This window comes from Photobacterium gaetbulicola (assembly GCF_003025515.1).
Classification (GTDB): domain Bacteria; phylum Pseudomonadota; class Gammaproteobacteria; order Enterobacterales; family Vibrionaceae; genus Photobacterium; species Photobacterium gaetbulicola.
This window is the reverse complement of record NZ_PYME01000009.1, coordinates 128,778-149,252: the sequence shown is the minus strand read 5'-3', so window position 1 is coordinate 149,252 and position 20,475 is coordinate 128,778. Positions and strand designations below refer to the sequence as shown.

19 protein-coding genes are annotated in these 20,475 nt (G+C 52.3%); 12 read left to right on the top strand and 7 right to left on the bottom strand.

Annotated features, from left to right (window positions below; genetic code table 11):
• Positions 1–69 precede the first annotated feature (69 nt).
• Complete coding sequence (locus C9J03_RS10220; RefSeq protein WP_044624212.1) at positions 70–1,245, bottom strand: dicarboxylate/amino acid:cation symporter; 1,176 nt, start codon at positions 1,243–1,245, stop codon at positions 70–72.
• Between the two features lie 240 nt (positions 1,246–1,485).
• A complete protein-coding gene (gene grcA / locus C9J03_RS10215) occupies positions 1,486–1,863 on the bottom strand; it encodes an autonomous glycyl radical cofactor GrcA (protein ID WP_039467110.1) in 378 nt (125 codons plus the stop codon).
• Positions 1,864–2,409: 546 nt separating this feature from the next.
• Here grcA and nfo point away from each other — a divergent pair.
• From nfo to C9J03_RS10200, 3 genes are all read left to right on the top strand, one after another.
• Complete coding sequence (nfo, locus tag C9J03_RS10210; RefSeq protein WP_044624211.1) at positions 2,410–3,261, top strand: deoxyribonuclease IV; 852 nt, start codon at positions 2,410–2,412, stop codon at positions 3,259–3,261.
• A 451-nt stretch (positions 3,262–3,712) separates the two neighbouring features.
• The gene (gene ung, locus C9J03_RS10205) at positions 3,713–4,387 is read left to right on the top strand and encodes a uracil-DNA glycosylase (RefSeq protein ID WP_044624210.1); all 675 of its coding nucleotides are present in this window, start codon (positions 3,713–3,715) and stop codon (positions 4,385–4,387) included.
• Positions 4,388–4,509: 122 nt separating this feature from the next.
• Positions 4,510–5,046, top strand: coding sequence for a hemerythrin domain-containing protein (locus tag C9J03_RS10200; protein WP_044624209.1), 537 nt, complete (start codon positions 4,510–4,512; stop codon positions 5,044–5,046).
• A gap of 77 nt (positions 5,047–5,123) precedes the next feature.
• On the opposite strand, the gene C9J03_RS10195 is transcribed toward C9J03_RS10200, so the two are convergent.
• Both C9J03_RS10195 and C9J03_RS26680 read right to left on the bottom strand, forming a co-directional pair.
• Positions 5,124–5,306 (bottom strand): DUF3545 family protein, encoded by a 183-nt coding sequence (locus C9J03_RS10195; RefSeq protein ID WP_044624208.1) that lies wholly within the window; start codon positions 5,304–5,306, stop codon positions 5,124–5,126.
• Positions 5,307–5,427: 121 nt separating this feature from the next.
• Positions 5,428–5,595 (bottom strand): hypothetical protein, encoded by a 168-nt coding sequence (locus tag C9J03_RS26680; protein ID WP_156149953.1) that lies wholly within the window; start codon positions 5,593–5,595, stop codon positions 5,428–5,430.
• Positions 5,596–5,869: 274 nt separating this feature from the next.
• Between C9J03_RS26680 and C9J03_RS10190 the strand changes: the two genes are divergently transcribed.
• Positions 5,870–7,300, top strand: a complete 1,431-nt coding sequence (locus C9J03_RS10190; protein WP_044624207.1) for an alanine/glycine:cation symporter family protein — start codon at positions 5,870–5,872, stop codon at positions 7,298–7,300.
• A gap of 131 nt (positions 7,301–7,431) precedes the next feature.
• The gene (yaaA, locus tag C9J03_RS10185; protein WP_044624206.1) at positions 7,432–8,205 is read left to right on the top strand and encodes a peroxide stress protein YaaA; all 774 of its coding nucleotides are present in this window, start codon (positions 7,432–7,434) and stop codon (positions 8,203–8,205) included.
• Between the two features lie 85 nt (positions 8,206–8,290).
• Here the strand turns inward: yaaA and srmB are convergent, their stop codons facing one another.
• Together srmB and C9J03_RS10175 are read right to left on the bottom strand one after the other, a co-directional pair.
• Entirely contained in the window at positions 8,291–9,514 is a 1,224-nt protein-coding gene (srmB, locus tag C9J03_RS10180) for an ATP-dependent RNA helicase SrmB (protein WP_039467092.1), read from the bottom strand.
• A gap of 166 nt (positions 9,515–9,680) precedes the next feature.
• Entirely contained in the window at positions 9,681–10,397 is a 717-nt protein-coding gene (locus tag C9J03_RS10175; RefSeq protein WP_044624205.1) for a tRNA1(Val) (adenine(37)-N6)-methyltransferase, read from the bottom strand.
• A 362-nt stretch (positions 10,398–10,759) separates the two neighbouring features.
• On the opposite strand from C9J03_RS10175, the gene brnQ reads away from it, so the two are divergent.
• Entirely contained in the window at positions 10,760–12,070 is a 1,311-nt protein-coding gene (gene brnQ, locus C9J03_RS10170; RefSeq protein WP_044624204.1) for a branched-chain amino acid transport system II carrier protein, read from the top strand.
• 96 nt (positions 12,071–12,166) lie between these two features.
• On the opposite strand, the gene fldB is transcribed toward brnQ, so the two are convergent.
• Positions 12,167–12,685: a flavodoxin FldB gene (gene fldB / locus C9J03_RS10165; protein WP_044624203.1), complete on the bottom strand. Its 519-nt coding sequence runs from the start codon at positions 12,683–12,685 to the stop codon at positions 12,167–12,169.
• Between the two features lie 215 nt (positions 12,686–12,900).
• Between fldB and xerD the strand changes: the two genes are divergently transcribed.
• From xerD to C9J03_RS10135, 6 genes are all read left to right on the top strand, one after another.
• Positions 12,901–13,797 carry a site-specific tyrosine recombinase XerD gene (xerD, locus tag C9J03_RS10160; protein WP_044624624.1) on the top strand — a complete coding sequence of 299 codons (897 nt, stop codon included), beginning with the start codon at positions 12,901–12,903 and terminating at the stop codon, positions 13,795–13,797.
• Positions 13,798–14,018: 221 nt separating this feature from the next.
• Positions 14,019–14,741 carry a bifunctional protein-disulfide isomerase/oxidoreductase DsbC gene (dsbC, locus tag C9J03_RS10155; protein ID WP_044624202.1) on the top strand — a complete coding sequence of 241 codons (723 nt, stop codon included), beginning with the start codon at positions 14,019–14,021 and terminating at the stop codon, positions 14,739–14,741.
• 142 nt (positions 14,742–14,883) lie between these two features.
• Positions 14,884–16,608 carry a single-stranded-DNA-specific exonuclease RecJ gene (gene recJ, locus C9J03_RS10150; RefSeq protein ID WP_044624201.1) on the top strand — a complete coding sequence of 575 codons (1,725 nt, stop codon included), beginning with the start codon at positions 14,884–14,886 and terminating at the stop codon, positions 16,606–16,608.
• A gap of 225 nt (positions 16,609–16,833) precedes the next feature.
• Positions 16,834–17,932 (top strand): peptide chain release factor 2 gene (prfB, locus tag C9J03_RS10145; RefSeq protein ID WP_107291697.1). Its coding sequence is split into 2 segments (ribosomal slippage): positions 16,834–16,908 and positions 16,910–17,932, totalling 1,098 coding nucleotides; the frame shifts between segments, so codons are not numbered across the junction.
• 33 nt (positions 17,933–17,965) lie between these two features.
• Entirely contained in the window at positions 17,966–19,477 is a 1,512-nt protein-coding gene (gene lysS, locus C9J03_RS10140) for a lysine--tRNA ligase (protein WP_044624200.1), read from the top strand.
• A 152-nt stretch (positions 19,478–19,629) separates the two neighbouring features.
• Entirely contained in the window at positions 19,630–20,040 is a 411-nt protein-coding gene (locus C9J03_RS10135; protein WP_044624199.1) for a hypothetical protein, read from the top strand.
• The last annotated feature ends 435 nt before the right edge of the window (positions 20,041–20,475 follow it).

The window sequence follows — 20,475 nt, the reverse complement described above, 5'->3', positions numbered from 1 at the left end:
AGTCCATATGCCACTCGTAAAATAAAAAAAGGCAGGCCCCGGCCTGCCTTAGATGCGACGGCTGTCGTGTTAGGAGTCTGTTTGCTCGATAGCCTGAGCCTGCGGCTGCTTGGCGAACTTGTTGACCCACAGGGAAATTGCCCCGTCACCGGTGATATTACAGGCGGTGCCGAAGCTGTCTTGGGCCATGTAAAGGGCAATCATCAAGGCCAGCTCGGCCTCCCCGAACCCAAGCATGGTGGCCATTAGACCCAGGGCGGCCATTACCGCGCCTCCTGGTGCCCCTGGGGCGGCAATCATGGTGACGCCGAGCATCATGATAAACGGCAGCATCTCAAACAGGGAAGGGATGGCGATATGCTGGCTGAGTGCCATGACCGCTGTGGAGCAGGTGACAAGGGTGATCGTCGAGCCTGATAGGTGGATTGTGGCACACAGCGGGATGGTGAAGTTGGCAATCGCCTCGTCAACGTTGTTCTGCTTGGTTTGGCGCAGGGTCACCGGAATGGTGGCCGCCGAGGACATGGTGCCGATTGCAGTGAAGTATGCCGGCATCATGTTTTTGATCAGTTTCAGCGGCGAGTGGCCCAGTGCCAACCCTGTCACGGTGTACTGGATGGTGATCCATACCCAATGCATGAAGATAGCCAGTGCCAATACCAATCCGAATGTTTTCAGGGTCGAGAAGACCGTGCCTTCTGCAGCCATTTCGGCAAAGACACCAGCAATGTAGAACGGCAGGAGCGGGATAATAATGTTGGAAAGCAATAGGTCGATGATCCTGCGGCCGTCTTCGGCAATGGTTTTCAGTGGCTTGCTATCGGTAATGCTGATCCCGAGGCCAAACAGGAAAGCCGTGGCGAGGGCGGTCATCACGCCAAATAGCGGTGGGACCTCGAGAGTTATGAAACTGGTGAGCTTCTCGGCGCTGTCAGCTGCAGCGGCGGCAGGCTCGGCCATCGTACCAATGACGGTACTGGCCACGATGAAGGCTAGGCTACCGGCAATAATGGTTGAACCGTAGGACAGGGCCACGGTTTTACCCAGAAGTGAGCCAGAATTTTTCGGCAGGCTGGCAATACCGCTGGTGATATAGAACAGGATGATAAGAGGGATAGTGAAACCAATGAGCTGGCCACCGAGGAGTTTGATAGTCAGCAGGACGCGAATGATAGCGTCGGGGGCAAAAAAACCAAGGAGGATACCGATCAAAATACCCGCGATAAGCTTGAGGATTAACTTCATGAACTGGCTCCGATTATAGTGTTATTTATATTGCTCCATTTTTTGTGGCATTGCCCGTGGAAAAGCTGGGTGGTAGGCAACGCTATGAATGTACACCTTTGTTAACATTAATACCTAAATTTCCATCACATTTTAGATGATAATATAACCAGTATCTGTTGCTGGTCTCTGCGATGGTGGGGGTGAGGCAAAAAAAAACGGCACCTAAAGGTGCCGCTTTTTGACGAACAGGCGCTGTGATTACAGGCTGTTCGTGAAAGTACGTGCGATAACGTCGCGCTGCTGCTCTGTCGTTAGAGAGTTGAAGCGTACCGCGTAGCCAGATACACGGATAGTTAGCTGTGGGTATTTTTCTGGGTGCTTAGCTGCATCTTCCAGTGTTTCACGCTTAAGTACGTTAACGTTTAGGTGCTGGCCGCCTTCGATTTTCGCTGGCGCTTCGATAGCAACTTCGCGAGACTCGTACTCACCTAGGTCAGCCGCAGGGATCACCTGGTCAGCCTCGAAACCGGCAGAAGCAGCAACACAGCGCGCTTCGTTAGTTTCGGTATCTAGCAGCCAGATTGAGTTCAGTAGGTCATCGTTAGCTGATTTAGTGATTTGAATACCTTGGATCATGACTTTCTTCTCCGTTCTAAGACTTATCTTTTATGACCTAACCCCTGAGGTTTAAGCCTGATTTTGCAAAATTATGACTATTGAAAAATACGACCGAATTTCGGTTTTATGAATAAGTGAAGCACTGTGAGCAAAAAGGCTTCAACCGTCACAAGTCATATTTTTTAGTAGTTATAATTTGCAATCTCCACTAGCGGAATGTCGTTGGTTTTTTCGATTTTCTTGTTGAGTTGCGTATTATATATCTCGTCGGCGCCAATTGTGTATTGATTTAGATCAAATTACAACAAAAAACCTTAAATTAAACCGGGCTATTTTATTGAGCTAGGTCAACTAAGCCGCATATTTATTGGTGTTTAACTAATATTTTATCATTTAAAAAATATTTGAACTGATCATTTGTAGTAAAATTACATCAAAATGACGGGTGGGGTTCACCTAACCTCGCGGAAAGCGTGTACTGGCCCAGATCAACCTGTAAGCGCTGACGTTGATAAATAACGTACAATCCGTGCTTTAAATGCTGAATATCGAAGTAGGAATAAGATGAAATTAATCGGTGCGCACGTATCCGCTGCTGGCGGTGTGCACAACTCGCCAGACAATGCCAACAAGATCGGTGCTAATGCCTTTGCCTTGTTCACCAAGAACCAGCGCCAATGGGTGGCTAAGCCACTAGAGCAAGATGTGATCAAGGCATTCAAGGCCCGCTGCCAACAGTATGGCTTTACCCCCGATGCGATTCTTCCCCATGATTCATACCTGATAAACCTCGGGGCGCCAGAGCGCGAGAAGCTGGAAAAGTCGCGTACTGCCTTTATTGACGAGATGGCTCGCTGTGAGCAGTTGGGATTGCACCTGCTGAACTTCCATCCGGGCAGCCATTTGAAGAAAATCTCCGAAAGCGAATGCCTGGCTCTGATTGCCGAGTCAATCAATTTAGCCCACGCCGCCGTGCCGAATGTGGTGGCGGTGATCGAGAATACGGCCGGACAGGGCAGCAACCTTGGTTGGCGTTTCGAGCAGCTCGCCAGTATTATCGAACAGGTCGAGGACAAATCGCGGGTTGGCGTCTGTATCGATACCTGCCATGCGTTCGCTGCCGGCTATGATTTGCGCAGCGAGACGGCAACAGACAAGACCTTTGCCGAGTTTGACCTCGTTGTCGGGATGCAGTACCTGCGTGGGATGCACCTCAATGACTCGAAAGGCGGCCTGGGCAGCCACCTCGACCGCCACCACAGCTTAGGGGAAGGGGAAATCGGCTGGGATTGCTTCCGTTATGTGATGCAAGATAGCCGCTTTGACAATATCCCACTGGTACTGGAGACCATTAACCCCGATATCTGGCGGCAGGAAATTGCTACCCTGCGTTCGTTTATCCCTGAGACGGTATAGGCCTCCCTGCTGCGAGGCTTTGCCGTTTTGGGGGAGAGTTGTCCTACAATGGGGCAGGCATCACCAAGGTTGGGCGGAGGAAACGGAGCGGCACCGTGCTGGATTGATTTAAGCTATTGAAATGTAGTTTTTTTATTGTTTGGCTCAATGTTGGCACCAAGTTTTCATGTCTCTATCCAGTGGTTTAGCAACTGGGTAGGGAAAACAATGAATGCTGAAATGATGATGTTGAGTTATGGGATCTCACGTTTGCCGCAGGCTCACCGCCATAATCAAGGCCGGGGTCACTGGCGCACGCCGGTGCACCCTAAGGCTCGTTATCAGGTGGACTAGTACTGCGCACTTTTTTTCTTCTTTGATAGGCCCCCTTGCCGCATGAGCGGCGAGGGGGCTTTGTTTTCTCTGCCAAACCCATACAATGGGCACCAATAGTAAGATTGAGGAGCAGAGAATGAGCCCGGTATTGAGCTGGCAGGATGTGATTGATGCGGAGCGCCAGAAACCGTATTTCCAGCAAGTGGAACAGTATGTTGCTGCCGAGCGCTCGGCTGGCAAAGTGATTTATCCCCCGCAGGAAGATGTATTTAATGCCTTGCAGGCCACACCGCTTTCGCAGGTCAAGGTGGTGATTTTGGGGCAGGATCCTTATCACGGTCCGGATCAGGCACATGGCCTGAGCTTTTCGGTTCGCCATGGTGTGAAAATCCCGCCGTCTCTGGCCAATATGTATAAAGAGCTGGCGGCCGACATTGACGGCTTTTCTCCGCCTGCCCATGGCAACCTGCAACATTGGGCCGAACAAGGGGTACTGCTGCTCAATACGGTATTGACGGTGGAACAGGGCAATGCCCACTCCCATGCAAAAATTGGCTGGGAGACGTTTACCGACCGCTTGATTGAGGTTATTGACCAGCAAAGCGAGGGGATCGTCTTCTTGCTGTGGGGCGCACATGCCCAGAAGAAAGGAAAGAAAATCCATACTGAGCGTCACCATGTACTGCGCGCTGCCCACCCATCTCCGTTGTCAGCCTATAGAGGCTTCTTCGGTTGTCAGCACTTCTCCCAAACAAACCGGCTTTTATCTCAGATGAATAAGCCGGAAATTAATTGGTTGCTGGATGATTAAGCTTTTTTTGTCAAAATGTTCGGTTAATGTAAACTATCTGCGCGTAAGATAACCAGGATCAAGGTGTTTTTTCTATCCTTGCATACACTTACAGTAATGGAGATGACTGGGAGGTTTATGCAATGATGCTTGATGATATTCACACTGAACATGGTTATATCTGCCGGCTGTTGAAAATTCTTCAACAGAAGCTTACCGCAATACGTAATGGGCAGGAGGTTAACTATGGCTTGATCAAAGATATTGTTGATTATCTGCAGAATCATGCCGAGTGCTGCCACCATCCGAAAGAGGATGTACTGTATCATTATTACCAGGCACATTATGCCGACCATGTCGGTGAGGTCGAAAGTCTGGCGAAAGAGCATGAAGAGCTGGCGAAGTTGACCCAGGAGTTTGCCGATACAGTCGATATGATCCTGATGGATGCGGTGATCCCTTTGGATGTGTTTGCTGAAAAGCTCAATGCGTTTGTCGTGCGTCAGTATGCTCATTTGGAGTTTGAAGAAAAGCACATTCTCCCCCTTATCCGTGACCATTTCACCCAAGAAGATTGGTTGGCGGTGTCAAAACAGTATGAAGAGTGCGAGTGTGACCCATTATTTGGTGACCAGGTCAATGAGCGGTACCGCCACCTAGCGGAGCGGCTGCAAGCTTAGCGAGCGATACGGGCTAATTGCTTATTAAAGAAAGAGCCGGCGTATGCCGGCTCTTTAGTAGATCATTGCTTGTTGGGTTAGAAATCAAGATCGTCGTCTGATAAATCCTTGAACATGTCTATATCAGCCAGTTCACGGCGCAGTCTCTGCTTGTCTTTCAGTGCTTCAATCTCACGCCACTTGCGTTTTACAGGCTTGCTCCGGGAACCACGTCTTGGTGTTTCAGTTGCAAGAATGTCATCGAATGCATAGCTGTCCATAGAGCACCTCTTCCTTACAATCGGTCTTATTTAAATATCATAGCCAGCCACAAAATAAAATTGATGTGTTTCGCAAATGTTACTCAATCATGAACTTTTGATGTGTGTGCGATCTCATTATTCATTCGGTTGTACAAAAAAGCACCATGCCACTGCGGGAAATAGAAAATGAATTGGCAAGGCGAGCGTGGAAGATCGCCCTTAATTTCGCCAGCATAGAGCCAGATAAGCAATATTCATCAGTAGAATATTGATTTTTGCTGGTTATCTTTGCATGATCATCAGCCATCTGCAGTTATACCTTATAAGGTCCCGTTAGTAGGTGGCTCTCTTATTACGCCTTCTGTTAACATCATGCCAACATAATAACTGCGTCAGACGGCGGCCGGCCCGAGCCGAAAGGTCCTTCGCTGTCTTTTGCCACATAATAAAACTAAGGTTGTAGTATCTGTTTTGCCAAATGACAGCTTTTCGTCAGTTTGGCTGGTGGGCTATAGCGATATTTTCTGTTGGCGGCCTGGCTGGTCGGCTTCGGCTAATTTTTGATTTCTAGAGGGGTAGACGTGTCAAGTCAGATTAATTTTTTGAACGATCTGTTATGGGGCTCAGTGCTCATTTATTTGCTGATTGGCGTTGGCGTGTTCTTCACCTACCGGTTGGGTTTTATCCAGTTTCGCCATTTTGGCCACATGTTCAGTGTAATGAAAAACAGCCGCAAATCCGATAAAGCCGGTATTTCATCATTCCAGGCGTTGTGTACCAGCCTGGCTGCCCGGGTGGGTACCGGTAATATGGCCGGTGTCGCTGTTGCCCTGACACTAGGTGGCCCGGGGGCGATTTTCTGGATGTGGTTGATAGCCATGCTGGGAATGGCGACGGCATTTGCTGAAAGTGCCTTGGCCCAGCTCTACAAGACCCGTGATGACGACGGAAACTACCGTGGTGGCCCTGCTTACTATATGGAGAAGGGTCTCGGCATGCGCTGGATGGGCGTGGTGTTCTCTATATTCCTAATCATCGCCTTTGGCTTGGTGTTCAACTCGGTACAGGCTAACTCAATTACCCAGGCGATGAATGTTGCGTTTGGCTGGAACCCTACTTATGTCGGTGTGGTGCTGGTGGTGATGGCCGGAACCATTATTTTCGGTGGCCTGCGTGCTATAGCCCGTACCGCAGAGATCTTGGTGCCTGCGATGGCCCTGTGCTATCTGCTGTTGGCCCTGTTCATCATGTTCACCAATATTGATAAGCTGCCTGAGGTGCTGGGGTTGATTTTCCGCAGTGCGTTCGGCCTGGAAGAAGCCGCATCAGGCGCCTTGGGCTATACCATTGCCCAGGGCATGATCAACGGCCTCAAGCGCGGTTTGTTCTCTAATGAGGCCGGTATGGGATCGGCACCTAATGCCGCTGCGTCGGCGACGCCGTATCCGCCGCACCCGGCTTCTCAGGGCTATGTGCAGATGCTGGGGGTGTTCATGGACACCATAGTGATCTGTTCAGCGACTGTCGCGATTATTCTGATGTCGGGCGAGTATGTCCCGCATAGCGAAATTACCGGTATCGAGCTGACCCAGCGCGCACTGAGCTCCCAGGTCGGTGGCTGGGGGGCGATTTTCATTGCCGTGGCGATCTTCTTCTTTGCCTTTACGTCTCTGGTGGCCAACTATTCTTATGCTGAAACCAATCTGATTTTCCTTGAGCATAACCACAAGGCCGGCCTGGCCGTGTTCCGTATCGTGGTACTGGGGATGGTGATGTTCGGTGCGGTCGCCGATTTGCCGACAGTCTGGGCCATGGCGGATGTGTCAATGGGAATGATGGCAATCATTAACCTGATTGCCATCGTGCTGCTGTCCGGTACGGTGGTGAAACTGGCCAAGGACTACAACCGGCAGCTGGATCAGGGCAAAGTGCCGACTTTTGACAGCAAGGATTACCCGGAATTGCATGCCCAGTTAGAGGAAGGGATTTGGGACCAACCGAACAAGGACTGAGTCGCTGATTGATCGGTGTCGACCATCGATTTTGGCGATAGATGCAATAGAAAAGACCATGCGTACTGCGCGTGGTTTTTTTTTGTCAGGCTGTTAACATTCCTATATCAACGATTATAAGGAAGCAGCCCATGTTAATTGTGGTTTCACCGGCTAAAACCCTCGACTACGACTCGCCGTTGGCGACCGAGTCGTTCACCCAGCCAGAGCTGACAGATCATTCCGCCGAGCTGATAGAGGTTTGCCGCGAGCTGACACCGGCGCAGATTGCCAGCCTGATGAAGGTGAGCGATAAGATTGCCGGCCTAAATGCAGCCCGCTTTGCCGAGTGGCAGCCTGAGTTCACCACCGATAACGCCCGTCAGGCGATCTTGGCTTTCAAAGGGGATGTCTATACTGGCTTGGCAGCGGAAACCATGGATGACAGGCAATTTGCTTATGCCCAGCAGCACTTGAGAATGTTGTCTGGCCTGTACGGCCTGTTGCGCCCGCTGGATCTGATGCAGCCTTACCGCCTCGAGATGGGAACCAAGCTGGCCAACCCGCGCGGTAGCAATTTGTACCAGTTTTGGGGGAATATTATTACCGACAAGATCAACCAGGCACTGGCCGAGCAGGGTGATGAGATCCTGATCAACCTGGCGTCAAACGAATACTTCAAGGCCGTCAAGCCGAAACAGGTCGCGGGGCAGATCATCACCCCGGTGTTCAAAGACTGCAAGAATGGCACCTACAAGGTCATCAGCTTCTATGCCAAGAAGGCGCGTGGCATGATGGCGCGCTACATCATTGACCACCAAGTGGATTCAGTGGAACAGCTCAAGCAGTTCGATACCGCGGGCTATTATTTTGTCCCGGCTGAATCGACGGCGACAGAACTGGTGTTCAAGCGTGAAGAGCAGTAACGTTTAACTATTGCTTCCTCCTAGGAATAAAAACGGGCTGGTATCTACCAGCCCGTTTTTTTATTTGCTCTCTGCGGCAAAAGCCTTACTTCTTGGCTTTTTTCTTTTTCGCAGCGGCCTTCTTTTTCGGATCTTTTTTCTTTTTCTTTTTCACCGTGGCCGGCTTTTTGTGTTTAGGGCGCATGCCTTCGACGAAGCGCTCAGCCACTTCTTCTTTCATGTAACGGCTCACACGCTCGATCATGGCCTGATCGTGGGCTTCAACCAAAGACACTGCGGTGCCTTTCTTGCCGGCACGGGCCGTACGGCCGATACGGTGTAGATAGACATCGGCGGTGCGTGGCATATCGAAGTTGATCACGTGGCTGATGTCTGGCAGGTCGATACCGCGGGCGGCGACGTCGGTAGCCAGCATGATGTTCACTTCACCCTCGCGGAAACGACGGATGGTGTTGTTGCGTGACGCCTGGGCCATTTCGCCCTGGATCCAGCAGCATGGGATCTGCATCGCTGCCAGCTGATCACGCAGGGTGGCAAGGCGCTCACGGGTTTTGACGAAAACAATGGTGCGCTCGGCTTCGCTCTTGAGAATAGTTTCCAGTAATGCCAGCTTGTGGGTCATGTCATCACAGCGGTGGTAGTACTGGTGGATTTTCTTGCGTTCACGGCGTGGCGGCTCGGCATTGACTTCAACCGGCTCGTTGAGGATGGTGCGCGAGAAGTCACGGACCCCCTTGCCTTCCAGCGTGGCTGAGAACAGTAAGCTCTGGCGGCGCCAGCGGCATTCGTTGTGAATTCGCTCGACGGCTTTGCCGAAGCCCATGTCCAGCATGCGGTCAGCTTCATCGAGGATCAGGCACTCGATGGCACGGCAGTCAAAGCGCTCGCTTTCGATGTATTCCATCAAGCGGCCCGGCGTAGCCACCACGATATCCTGGGTTTTACCCAATAGCTCGGCATGCTCATCGTAGGAGATCCCGCCGGTAATAGTGAATACTTTCAGCTGGGTGTGCTTGGCTAGCGCACGCGCTTGATCGGCGACCTGGATGGCCAGTTCACGGGTTGGTGTCAGTACCAGTACACGGGCCGGCCCCGGCTTCTTACGCGGGAAATCCTGCAGGTGCTGGATCATCGGCAGAAGAAATGCTGCGGTTTTTCCGGTACCGGTAGGAGCGGATGCCAGTACATCTCGGCCATCCAGTGCGTGCGGGATCGCCTCGGCCTGGATCACGGTTGGGCGATCATAGCCGATATCTTCAATGGCCTGCAGCAGCTCGCTATCTAATTCTAATTCGGAAAAGTCTCTCACCAGTCATTTCTCCTTGGGAACTCAGGGTATCTTCCACTTATCGGGGAAGGCTATAGAGCACGTGCAAAATACATAAGGGGCGGCATTATAGAGATAATTGCCGCAACGATCACCGATAAAAGTACAAAAACTTCCGCAAATCACCAAACCGAATGCAGGTGTTCCGTTACATTTTCAGGTAAAACGCCTTGGTTAGGGCAACAAATGCTTGGCTGTACTCGCCATTTTGGTGGATCACCAACTGCTCGTTGAGTTGCGCTGATGGGCCGGCAGTTAAAGCGATCAGCAGCCGGCCAGGGGCTTTACGCTCCGTGGTTTTTACTTCGCAAACCCGTTGGCAGAATAGCTGGTGGGCGCGAGCGGATTCGATCAACTGCTCGCCTTCATAAACCGGCAGGATCAGGCTAGCAACCCCCGAGGGACTCAGCAGGTGGCGGATAGCCGCCAGTAATTCATGATGCGGCAGGGTATCGGTATGGCGCGCCGTGGCCCGCGCCTGGCAGTCGGCCTGCTCGCCGTGATTGAAGTAGGGAGGGTTGCACACAATCGCTGCCACGCTGCCGGCAGGCTGCTGGCTGGCCCAGCCCTGGATAGTTTGATGGGCCAGCCCGATGCGCGGTGCCCATAGGGAGTCCGCAAAATTACGCCGGGCAGCCTGCGCGGCCCCATCATCGACTTCTATGGCGGTGATGGCATTGCCGTGCTCAGCCGTGCGCTGCGCGACTATGAGCGCGAGCAGGCCACTGCCGGTGCCGATATCGAGGATCTGGCCCGATACGGGTAGCGCTGCCCAGGCGCCGAGCATGACGCCATCGGTACTGACAGGCATGCCGCAGCCGTGGTCGTTGACGTGGAATTGCTTGAAGGTGAACCCTTTTGCCATGGTGTTGCTGGACCTTGTTATGTTTTTGACCATGGCATTATAGCCCGCCAGTGGCGAATTGCAGAATGGCAACCTTCTGTTGAATAGATGTTGCATAGTTATTAATTCTGTTTTTTATCTTTCTTATAAGTGGCTTTTATTGGTTTTATCTGTTGTTTGGGTGGGGCGGATTGGTTGTTCGTGCTGGTTTTTGAGTTGCGCAGCCAAAGATTATGGTGTTTTTCACTATGGTGTTGCTTGTTGGCTGCTTTTTCGTCATTATGCTGCGAGCAAGGTCACATTCAGGTAATCCTTTTTTGTGGCCAAAAAAATAACAAAAGTTACGAAAACAGCAAACATAACATCAGAGTGGAAGGTGCAGTTTGAAAAAGTCACTCAGTTTAACCGATATCATGGCGTTGGGTTTTATGACCTTCGCTTTTTTCCTGGGCGCAGGTAATATCATATTCCCGCCACAGGCTGGCCAGCAGGCCGGTGATCACCTCGTTCCGGCAATGCTCGGGTTCTTTTCAACCGGTGTAACCTTGCCGCTTGTCGCCATCATTGCCGTTGCTGTCGCAGGCGGCTGGAAAGGGATGACCCAAGATCTGCCGTCAAAAGTTGCCACCTTGCTGGCAGTGCTGATTTTTATCGTCATCGGTCCGGCGTTCGCCGCTCCGCGTGCCGGTTTGGTGGCCTATGAAATGGGTGTGAAGCCATTTATTGCCGATGCAGGACAGCTTAGCCTTACTCTTTTCTCAATTGTCTTTTTTGGCATTGCGATGGTCCTGTCTCGCTCTCGCGGTAATCTGGTTGATATGGTCGGTAAGTTCCTGACTCCAATCTTGTTCATTGCTCTGGTGGCACTGGCTGTCAGCGTTGTCGCCAACCCGCAGGATGCAATTGAGGCCGCGCGTGGCGATTATATCGAAATGCCTTTCCTTAAAGGTTTTGTCGAAGGGTACAACACCCTGGATGCGGTAGCGGCGTTGCTGTTTGGTATGGTGATAGTTGATGCCGTTCGCAGCAAGGGCGTGAGCGACGAGCAGGCAACTCGCAAATACTTGGTCATGGCTGGCCTTATCGCCGCTGCGGGTCTGGCGTTTGTTTACATCTCCCTGTTCTACTTGGGCGCAACCAGTGTGAATATCGCAGCCGATGCGTCAAACGGTGGTGACATCCTGGCGATTTACGTTGCGGCTCTGTTTGGCCCTGCAGGCCAGATGATGCTGTCACTGATTGTGTTGCTGGCGTGTTTGACCACAGTGGTTGGCCTGATCAGTGCGTGTTCTGAGTACTTCTCTTCACTGACAAGCTGGTCATACGAAAAATGGGCCGTGGTACTGTCAGTGACTTGCTGTGTGGTGGCCAATGTTGGTCTGAACCAGCTGATTGTCCTGTCCCTACCGGCTTTGTTTGCCCTGTACCCAATTGCGATGGCACTGGTTATCCTGACCTTTATCCGCCGCTGGTTGCCAAACCCTGCACTGTCCTACCGTGTGGTGATGCTGGTAGCTTTGTCGTTCAGCATGATTGATGCGGCCAAGGTAGCAGGTTTCAATGTTTCTGCTTTCCGCGTACTGCCACTGTTCGATTACGGGATGGCGTGGCTGATGCCAACCTTCGCGGCATTGGTAGTGACTTACTTTGTCGGTGCGCAGAAAGCCGCCCAGCAAGAAGGCCAAACAGCCTAACTGTGGACGTGTTTTACAGTACGTAGCAAAAAGGGATGCCTCGGCATCCCTTTTTCGTTTCGGTGTTCGCCTGGAGTTTGGCGATAGCGGCTGGCGTTATAGCGTTTCACTGTACTCGGTGAGGATTTGCTCGCACCAGGCGGTGATTCGTTCGTCGCTCAGCTCGTACTGGCTGTCTTCGTCCAGTGCCAGGCCGACAAACAGTTTGCCGTCATCGGTCAATGCTTTTGACGCCTCGAACTCATACCCTTCATTAGGCCAGTAGCCGACAAACTGGGCACCGGTTAGCAGCAATTTGTCGTGCAGCATGCCCATCGCATCGAGGAACCACTCGGTATAGCCTTCCTGATCGCCTAGGCCAAACAGGGCCACGGTTTTGCCTTTCAGGCTCAGTCCGTCAAGCTGCTCCCACACGGCTTCCCAGTCTTCTTGCAGTTCGCCAAAATCCCAGGTAGAGATCCCCAAGATCAGCATGTCGTACTGGTTCATCTCGGTGAGTTCTGCTTCTTTGATGTTATGTAAATCAACCAGTTCGGTACCAATGCAGTCGCGGATTTTTTCCGAGGCCATTTCGGTATAGCAGGTGGTTGAGCCGTAGAATAAGCCAATCTTCATGCTGCTTGTCCAATGAGTTACGAATGAATAATGAGGGGATTCTACCTACCTTGGGCGGTCTTGACTATTTCTGAGTGATTGAGTCAGAAATTCTAGCCCCAGAGTGGCTGGGTCGTTACATTTGCAGGGAAATCGTCTACCATTGACTACTGTGTATTTATCCATGTGTTTTTATGGGCAGTGAGTCATTGCCCGAAACGGACACCGAGGTTGTAGTGGAAAACGATGAAGTGATCATCGAGCGGTTTCTCGATGCAATGTGGATGGAGCGGGGTCTGTCTGAAAACACCCTGATGTCATACCGTAATGATCTGAAAAAGATGGAGAACTGGCTCGAAGAGCAAAGCCTGACCCTTGAGACGGTATCGAGCGACGATCTGCAGCGCTACCAGCAGTGGTTGTTTGACGCCGATTACAAGCAGACCTCCCGGGCCCGGATGGCATCGGCGATCCGCCGGTTGTTCCAGTATTTGAACCGGGAAAAGGTGCGCGATGACGATCCCAGTGCCATGCTGGTGAGTCCCAAGCTACCCAAGCGCCTGCCCAAAGATATTACCGAAGAGCAGGTCGATGCTTTGCTGTCGGCCCCTGATCCCAATGACCCTATCGAGCTGCGGGATAAGGCCATGCTTGAGTTGCTCTATGCCACTGGCTTGCGTGTTACCGAGTTGGTCAGCTTGACCATGGAAAATGTCAGCTTGCGCCAAGGTGTGGTCCGCGTTATAGGTAAGGGTAATAAGGAACGCCTGGTACCTATGGGGGAAGATGCCATTGATTGGATTGAGCAGTTCCTGCAAAGCGGCCGTCCACAGCTGCTGGGCGAGAAAAGTTCGGATGTGGTGTTCCCGAGCAAAAGGGCCAAGCAGATGACTCGTCAGACGTTTTGGCACCGGATCAAGCATTATGCCGTCAAGGCGGGCATTGACGGCGAGACCTTGTCGCCGCACGTGATGCGCCATGCCTTTGCGACCCACTTGCTCAACTACGGGGCAGATTTGCGGGTGGTGCAGATGCTGCTTGGCCACAGCGATTTGTCGACCACCCAGATCTATACCCATGTTGCGACTGAGCGTCTCAAGCAGCTTCATCAAGCGCACCATCCACGCGCTTAAGTGCGTGGGCACCCACCTTAGCGCAAAAGCGATCCTGCCTCCGCGTGCTGCTTGGGTGTATACTAGAAGAGGTTGAGATATTTTGCGGAATATGAAATTTTTTTGCACTATCGGGGTCATATAGCCGAGTAACCTAGGTATAAAGTCTACCAGTAGTGATGGGGGCTGGCGGAGAGCGCTACAGCCCGGCACGCATTTATTATTTGAAAGGAAAGAGTCACATGCACTTTTTGGGTCGTACGTTACTTGCAACCGCAGTCGCAATGACAGCCTTTACGGCATCAGCTAAGCCCGATGAGGCGGCAATTACCAGTAAGTTGAGCAAACTGGGGTTGGTGCCGGTTACCATCAGTGCTTCTCCGCTGCCAGGGCTTAACGAGGTCGTGACTGACCGCGGTATTTTTTATGTCTCCGATGATGGCGGCCATTTTATTCTTGGCAGCTTGTATCAGGCCACGGATGCCGAGCCGGTTAACCTGACTGAGCAGAAGATGGCCAAAATGAACAAGGCCAAGCTGCAGGGCATGGAGGACGAAATGATCGTCTATCCGGCCAAGGACGAAAAATACGTGGTGACTGTGTTTACTGATACCAGCTGTGGTTACTGTCGTAAGCTCCATAACGAGATGCAGGCTTACAACGATGCCGGTATTACGATTCGTTACCTGGCTTTCCCGCGAGGCGGTGAGCGCTCGCGCAACTTCAGCGAAATGAGTGCTATCTGGGGAGCCAAAGATCCGGCCAAGGCGATGGATCAGGCCAAAGAAGGCAGTTTCAACCCGGAAGGTGTCGAGCAGCGAACTGAATTGGTGAAGAAACATTACCAACTGGGTGTCGCGATGGGCGTTTCCGGTACCCCGGCGATGATTTTGGAAGATGGTACCATGCTGCCTGGCTACCAGCCGGCACCGATGCTGCGCAAGATGCTGGATAACCGCAGCTAAATCGCTAAAGAGCCCTGGCCTTGGTCGGGGCTTTTTTTTGGGTATCGAATTTCTGTTGCCCACTTATGCCCAGAGCCTATAATGGCTTGATGCGTGGTATACCCAAGTAACCTTAACCTCCCCCTGCCGATAGATAGTTCCGATGATTGAAATTAAACGCCGTCCAGAAGCCGATACCAGCCAGTTTACCGATGTTACTCCCCCGCTGTTGCAGCGGATATATGCTGCCCGCGGTATCACCAGCGAAGCCCAATTGGAGCGCGGGGTGCGCGGTTTGCTGGGTTATAACCAGCTGTATGGTATTGCCCCGGCAGTGGCCCTGCTCAAGCAGGCGCTGGCCGAGCAGCGCCGGATCATCGTGGTGGGTGATTTTGATGCCGATGGGGCGACCAGCTCGGCACTGTCGGTACTGGCCCTGCGGATGCTGGGCAGCCGCAATGTTGACTACCTGGTGCCCAACCGCTTCGACGATGGTTATGGCTTGAGCCCGGAAGTGGTCGAGCAGGCCGCCGCGCGCGGTGCCGAGTTGATCATGACGGTGGATAACGGGGTGTCTTCGATCGCGGGCGTCGCGTCGGCGAAAGAGCGGGGGATCCAGGTGCTGGTCACCGATCACCACCTGCCGGGGGATACGCTGCCGGAGGCGGATGCGATCGTCAACCCGAATTTGCATGAGTGTGATTTTCCCTCCAAGGCCCTTTGTGGTGTGGGGGTGGCCTTCTATCTGATGCTGGCCGTTCGGGCGGCGCTACGTGAGGAAAACTGGTTTGCCGAACAGGGGCTACCTGTGCCTAATTTGGCGGAGCTGCTCGATTTGGTGGCATTGGGTACCGTGGCTGATGTGGTGGCACTCGATGGCAACAACCGGATTTTGGTCCATCAGGGCTTGCAGCGTATCCGGGCGGGCAAGTGCCGGCCGGGGATCCGCGCCTTGATTGAAGTAGCCAACCGTGATCCGGCCCGGCTGGTCGCCACTGACTTGGGGTTTGCCCTCGGACCGAGGATCAATGCGGCGGGGCGCTTGGATGACATGTCATTCGGGGTCGAGCTATTGCTGTGTGACAATATCCAGGCGGCACGCCGAATGGCGACCGAGTTGGATGCCCTCAACCAGACACGCAAGGAAATTGAGCAGGGGATGAAAGAAGAGGCGGTGGCGATCTGCGAGCGCCTAAAGTTCAACCAACAGGATATGCCATACGGCTTGGCGCTGTTCCAGCGTGACTGGCATCAGGGCGTTATTGGCATTCTCGCCTCGCGGATCAAAGAGCAGTATCACCGCCCGGTGATCGCCTTTGCCGATGCCGGCAATGGCGAGCTCAAGGGGTCATGCCGTTCAATCCCGGGCCTGCATATGCGTGATGTACTCGACGGAATTGATACCCAGAATCCGGGTATGATCCTCAAGTTCGGTGGCCACGCCATGGCGGCGGGGCTGACTATCCCGGAGGCGAAGCTCGAGGCCTTTAGCCTGGCGTTTGACCAGGCGGTGCGTGCCGAACTGGACGAGGATGCCTTGCGCGGGGTGCTGCTCAGCGACGGCGAGCTGACGCCGCAGGAGCTGAACTTGCAGACCGCAGAAGTGCTGCGGGCCGGTGGCCCGTGGGGGCAACAGTTCCCCGAGCCGATGTTTGATGGCCGTTTCCGTCTGCTGCATCAGAAGCTGGTAGGCAGCAAGCACCTCAAGATGATGCTTGAGCCATTGGCTGGCGGCAGCGTGATTGATGCCATTGCGTTCAATGTCGATGTCCGCCGCTGGCCCGATGCGTCGGTCCAGCAGGTTGAATTGGCTTACCGCCTGGATGTTAACGAGTTCCGAGGCAACCGCAGCGCCCAGTTGCTGGTGGAGCATATTGCTGCCCTTTGACGGGGTTTCTCCAGCCGCTTGGGTGATGGCTGGCTGGCGTTAGCGCCCTGCCAGTGTGCCCATGGCAGGGCGGTGAGTCCAATAACGCGGGTAAGCGGTAGGGGGTGTTTTTGTGATCAGCTTAATAAAATAAATTCACCGATTCCCTTCCCTTTTCCCTGTATATTCTATCTACAATTCGATAGAATCCTCCGGTTATGTCCATTTCGGCAATGAAGAGTGGCAATGTTCGAGATTAATCCTATTAAAAACCGACTTGAGGATGTATCAGCGCGTACTGATGTCCTTAGGGGGTACCTTTGACTATGATGCCAAGAAAGAGCGTCTAGAAGAGGTTAATGCAGAGTTAGAGCAACCAGATGTATGGAACGAGCCAGAGCGTGCACAGGCGCTGGGCAAAGAGCGTGCATCCCTGGAAGCGGTTGTTGACACTATCGACCAGCTGGATCAAGGCGTAGAAGACGTCGAGGGTCTGCTTGAGCTGGCGGTAGAAGAAGAAGACCAAGAGACATTTGACGAGATTGAACCAGAACTCGCCGAGCTAGAGAGCAAACTGGCCAAGCTTGAGTTCCGTCGCATGTTCTCTGGCGATCACGATAGTTCGGATTGCTACATCGACCTGCAGGCAGGTTCGGGTGGTACCGAGGCACAGGACTGGACATCAATGATGCTCCGCATGTACCTTCGCTGGGCTGAAGCGAAAGGCTTCAAGACCGAAGTGATCGAAGTGTCTGAAGGCGATGTGGCGGGCCTGAAGTCGGCGACAGTCCGTATCAGCGGTGAATACGCATACGGCTGGCTGCGGACTGAGACCGGGGTTCACCGCCTGGTGCGTAAGTCGCCGTTTGACTCTGGCGGCCGTCGCCATACGTCGTTTGCTTCTGCGTTTATCTACCCGGAAGTGGACGACAATATCGATATCGAGATCAACCCGTCTGATCTGCGTATTGACGTGTACCGTGCCTCGGGTGCCGGTGGTCAGCACGTTAACACCACCGAATCGGCGGTACGTATTACCCACGTGCCGACCAACACCGTGGTGCAGTGTCAGAACGACCGCTCTCAGCACAAGAATAAAGATCAGGCCATGAAACAGTTGAAAGCAAAACTGTTCGAGCTTGAGATGCAGAAGCAAAATGCTGAGAAGCAGGCCAATGAAGATGCCAAGTCAGACATTGGCTGGGGCAGTCAGATCCGCTCCTACGTGCTGGATGACTCCCGAATCAAAGATTTGCGTACCGGGGTGGAAAACCGTAACACCCAGGCCGTACTTGACGGCGATTTAGACCGTTTTATTGAAGCCAGCCTGAAATCAGGTCTGTAACCGACTCCGGTTAAAACATTTAAGGGTTAACCCATGACTGATCAATTACAAGATGAGAATAAGCTGATTGCTGAACGTCGCGCGAAATTGGATAAAATCCGCGAGCAGTGCAAGGCAAACGGCCACCCAAATGATTTCCGTCGCGATAGCCTAGCGGCAGATCTGCAGGCTAAATACGGCGAACTGAGCAAAGAAGAACTGGAAGAAGCGGGCAACGTTGTGGCGATTGCTGGCCGTATCATGGCTAAGCGTGGTCCTTTCCTTGCTATCCAGGATGTATCTGGCCGTATTCAGGCTTATGCTGACAAGGCGGTTCAGAAAGAGCTGAAAGAGAAATACGCTGGCTTGGACATCGGTGACATCATCGGTGTGAAAGGTGCCCTGCACAAGTCAGGCAAAGGCGATCTTTACGTCAACATGGAAGAGTACGTGCTGCTAACCAAGGCACTGCGTCCTCTGCCGGAGAAATTCCACGGTCTGACAGACCAGGAAATGCGCTACCGCCAGCGTTATGTTGATCTGATCGTCAACGATGAGTCGCGCAAGACGTTCATCATCCGCTCTAAGCTGGTGGCTTCTATCCGCAACTTCATGATGTCGAAAGGCTACCTTGAAGTGGAAACGCCAATGATGCACGTGATCCCTGGTGGTGCGACGGCACGTCCGTTCATTACCCGCCACAACGCGCTGGACATTGATATGTACCTGCGTGTTGCGCCTGAGCTATACCTGAAGCGTTTGGTCGTTGGTGGTTTCGATCGTGTGTTCGAAATCAACCGTAACTTCCGTAACGAAGGCCTATCGCCACGTCACAACCCTGAATTCACCATGATGGAATTCTACCAGGCTTACGCGGACTACAAAGATCTGATGGATCTGACCGAAGAGATGCTGAGCACGGTGGCGATGGACGTACTGGGCTCAACGTCTATGCCTTACGGTGACGAGATGGTTGAGTTTGGTGGCAAGTATGCACGCATGAGCATGTTCGAGGCGATCAAGCACTACAACCCTGATCACGAGCAAATTCAGGCGCTGACAGAAGAAGATCTGCAGAACCGTGAGCTTATGGTTGCGATTGCCAAGTCTGTTCACGTTGAAGTGGAAGATTTCTGGACATGCGGCCAGCTGCTTGAGGAGATCTTTGGTGAAACGGCTGAGCCTAAACTGATCCAGCCAACCTTCATCACTGGTTACCCGGCAGATATCTCGCCATTGGCTCGCCGTAGCGACGACAACCCGTTCTTCACCGACCGTTTCGAGTTCTTCATCGGCGGTCGCGAAGTCGCAAACGGCTTCTCCGAGCTAAACGATGCTGAAGATCAGGATGCGCGCTTCAAGGCTCAGGTTGAAGCCAAAGATGCGGGTGACGACGAGGCGATGTTCTACGATGCGGATTATATTACCGCACTGGAGCACGGTCTTCCACCGACAGCGGGTCAGGGTATCGGTATCGACCGCCTGGCGATGCTGTTCACCAATACTCACACGATCCGTGACGTACTTCTGTTCCCGGCAATGCGCCCGCAGAACAACAACGCGTAAGCGACGTGAACTGCACTACTAAGCCACCTTCGGGTGGCTTTTTTTTTGAGCAGAGAACGACGGGGCGGCATTTTTGTGTAGTGAGCTGCAAAACAGGATGGTCGGCCATTTTATAATCACTATTGAAAAGCTAATAAATACAAGGGATTGTAATGAAATTTCGCATTGCTACATTGGTTATGACTGGCAGTGTATTGGTGGGGTGTACATCGCTTCAGTTGGTACCGCCGGAGAGTCATTATCAGGGAAGCCTCCCCGATGTCTACAAGCAGGAGTTGAATCAGCTCAATACCCTGCCCAGTACACCTTTTCGAGGTGGCGTGCAGACCTACCACTTTGACTCAGACACTTCTTTGCTCACCATAATATACCGCCTGCCGAACCCAAGATGGTCATGGAATTTAGGGCAGAAGGAATTTGAACAGGAAGAGTTTCCGTTTATCTGCCAGCAATTGGGCCATGAGATTCATCAGGGGCTTGGGGTGCGTTATTGGTTCTCCGGTGGTGGTGGTTTTGTCTCCAATATTGTGACCGACGAGACTTGCCAGTCTTTCTCTTCTTGAATGATTAACCGGTTATATTAGGGTGGGCAAACTATCCGTAACAGTATCCAAATGGCTTTTCTGAGTGGGCTCAGGAAAGCCATTTTTGATGGTTTTCGATAATAAAGGCGGTGGAAAAATGTTCATATAGTGAATTTTTGCATGTGACAGAGCACACGTTTTCCGTAATTGACAAGACTGTAGATCGGCCAATATGCCGCCATACTTTCTGCTAATGATGGTGCAAATAAGTTGCCGTTTTGTATGGGTTTTGGTGTTTTATTTTGTATTTTTCGTGAAATGGCGGTAATTAACATTGTATTTCAACTGTAGCTAAATTGTAAAAATTGTTCTTTTAAGTTTGATGTTGCTGTGTAAAATGACGCTCAATCTCGCGATGGACAGCGGGAACAACAAGTAAACAGAGTTTTTACAAGCACAACAGACTGGAGATGG

What these genes read in the sequence shown, in the direction of transcription:
- dsbC (WP_044624202.1), top strand. Translation starts at nt 14,019, where the DNA reads ATGCACTTTTTGGGTCGTACGTTACTTGCAACCGCAGTCGCAATGACA.
- C9J03_RS10175 (WP_044624205.1), bottom strand. Translation starts at nt 10,397, where the DNA reads ATGGCAAAAGGGTTCACCTTCAAGCAATTCCACGTCAACGACCACGGC.
- fldB (WP_044624203.1), bottom strand. Translation starts at nt 12,685, where the DNA reads ATGAAGATTGGCTTATTCTACGGCTCAACCACCTGCTATACCGAAATG.
- C9J03_RS10220 (WP_044624212.1), bottom strand. Translation starts at nt 1,245, where the DNA reads ATGAAGTTAATCCTCAAGCTTATCGCGGGTATTTTGATCGGTATCCTC.
- recJ (WP_044624201.1), top strand. Translation starts at nt 14,884, where the DNA reads ATGATTGAAATTAAACGCCGTCCAGAAGCCGATACCAGCCAGTTTACC.
- lysS (WP_044624200.1), top strand. Translation starts at nt 17,966, where the DNA reads ATGACTGATCAATTACAAGATGAGAATAAGCTGATTGCTGAACGTCGC.
- C9J03_RS26680 (WP_156149953.1), bottom strand. Translation starts at nt 5,595, where the DNA reads ATGGCTGATGATCATGCAAAGATAACCAGCAAAAATCAATATTCTACT.
- C9J03_RS10135 (WP_044624199.1), top strand. Translation starts at nt 19,630, where the DNA reads ATGAAATTTCGCATTGCTACATTGGTTATGACTGGCAGTGTATTGGTG.
- C9J03_RS10195 (WP_044624208.1), bottom strand. Translation starts at nt 5,306, where the DNA reads ATGGACAGCTATGCATTCGATGACATTCTTGCAACTGAAACACCAAGA.
- C9J03_RS10200 (WP_044624209.1), top strand. Translation starts at nt 4,510, where the DNA reads ATGATGCTTGATGATATTCACACTGAACATGGTTATATCTGCCGGCTG.
- nfo (WP_044624211.1), top strand. Translation starts at nt 2,410, where the DNA reads ATGAAATTAATCGGTGCGCACGTATCCGCTGCTGGCGGTGTGCACAAC.
- grcA (WP_039467110.1), bottom strand. Translation starts at nt 1,863, where the DNA reads ATGATCCAAGGTATTCAAATCACTAAATCAGCTAACGATGACCTACTG.
- yaaA (WP_044624206.1), top strand. Translation starts at nt 7,432, where the DNA reads ATGTTAATTGTGGTTTCACCGGCTAAAACCCTCGACTACGACTCGCCG.
- ung (WP_044624210.1), top strand. Translation starts at nt 3,713, where the DNA reads ATGAGCCCGGTATTGAGCTGGCAGGATGTGATTGATGCGGAGCGCCAG.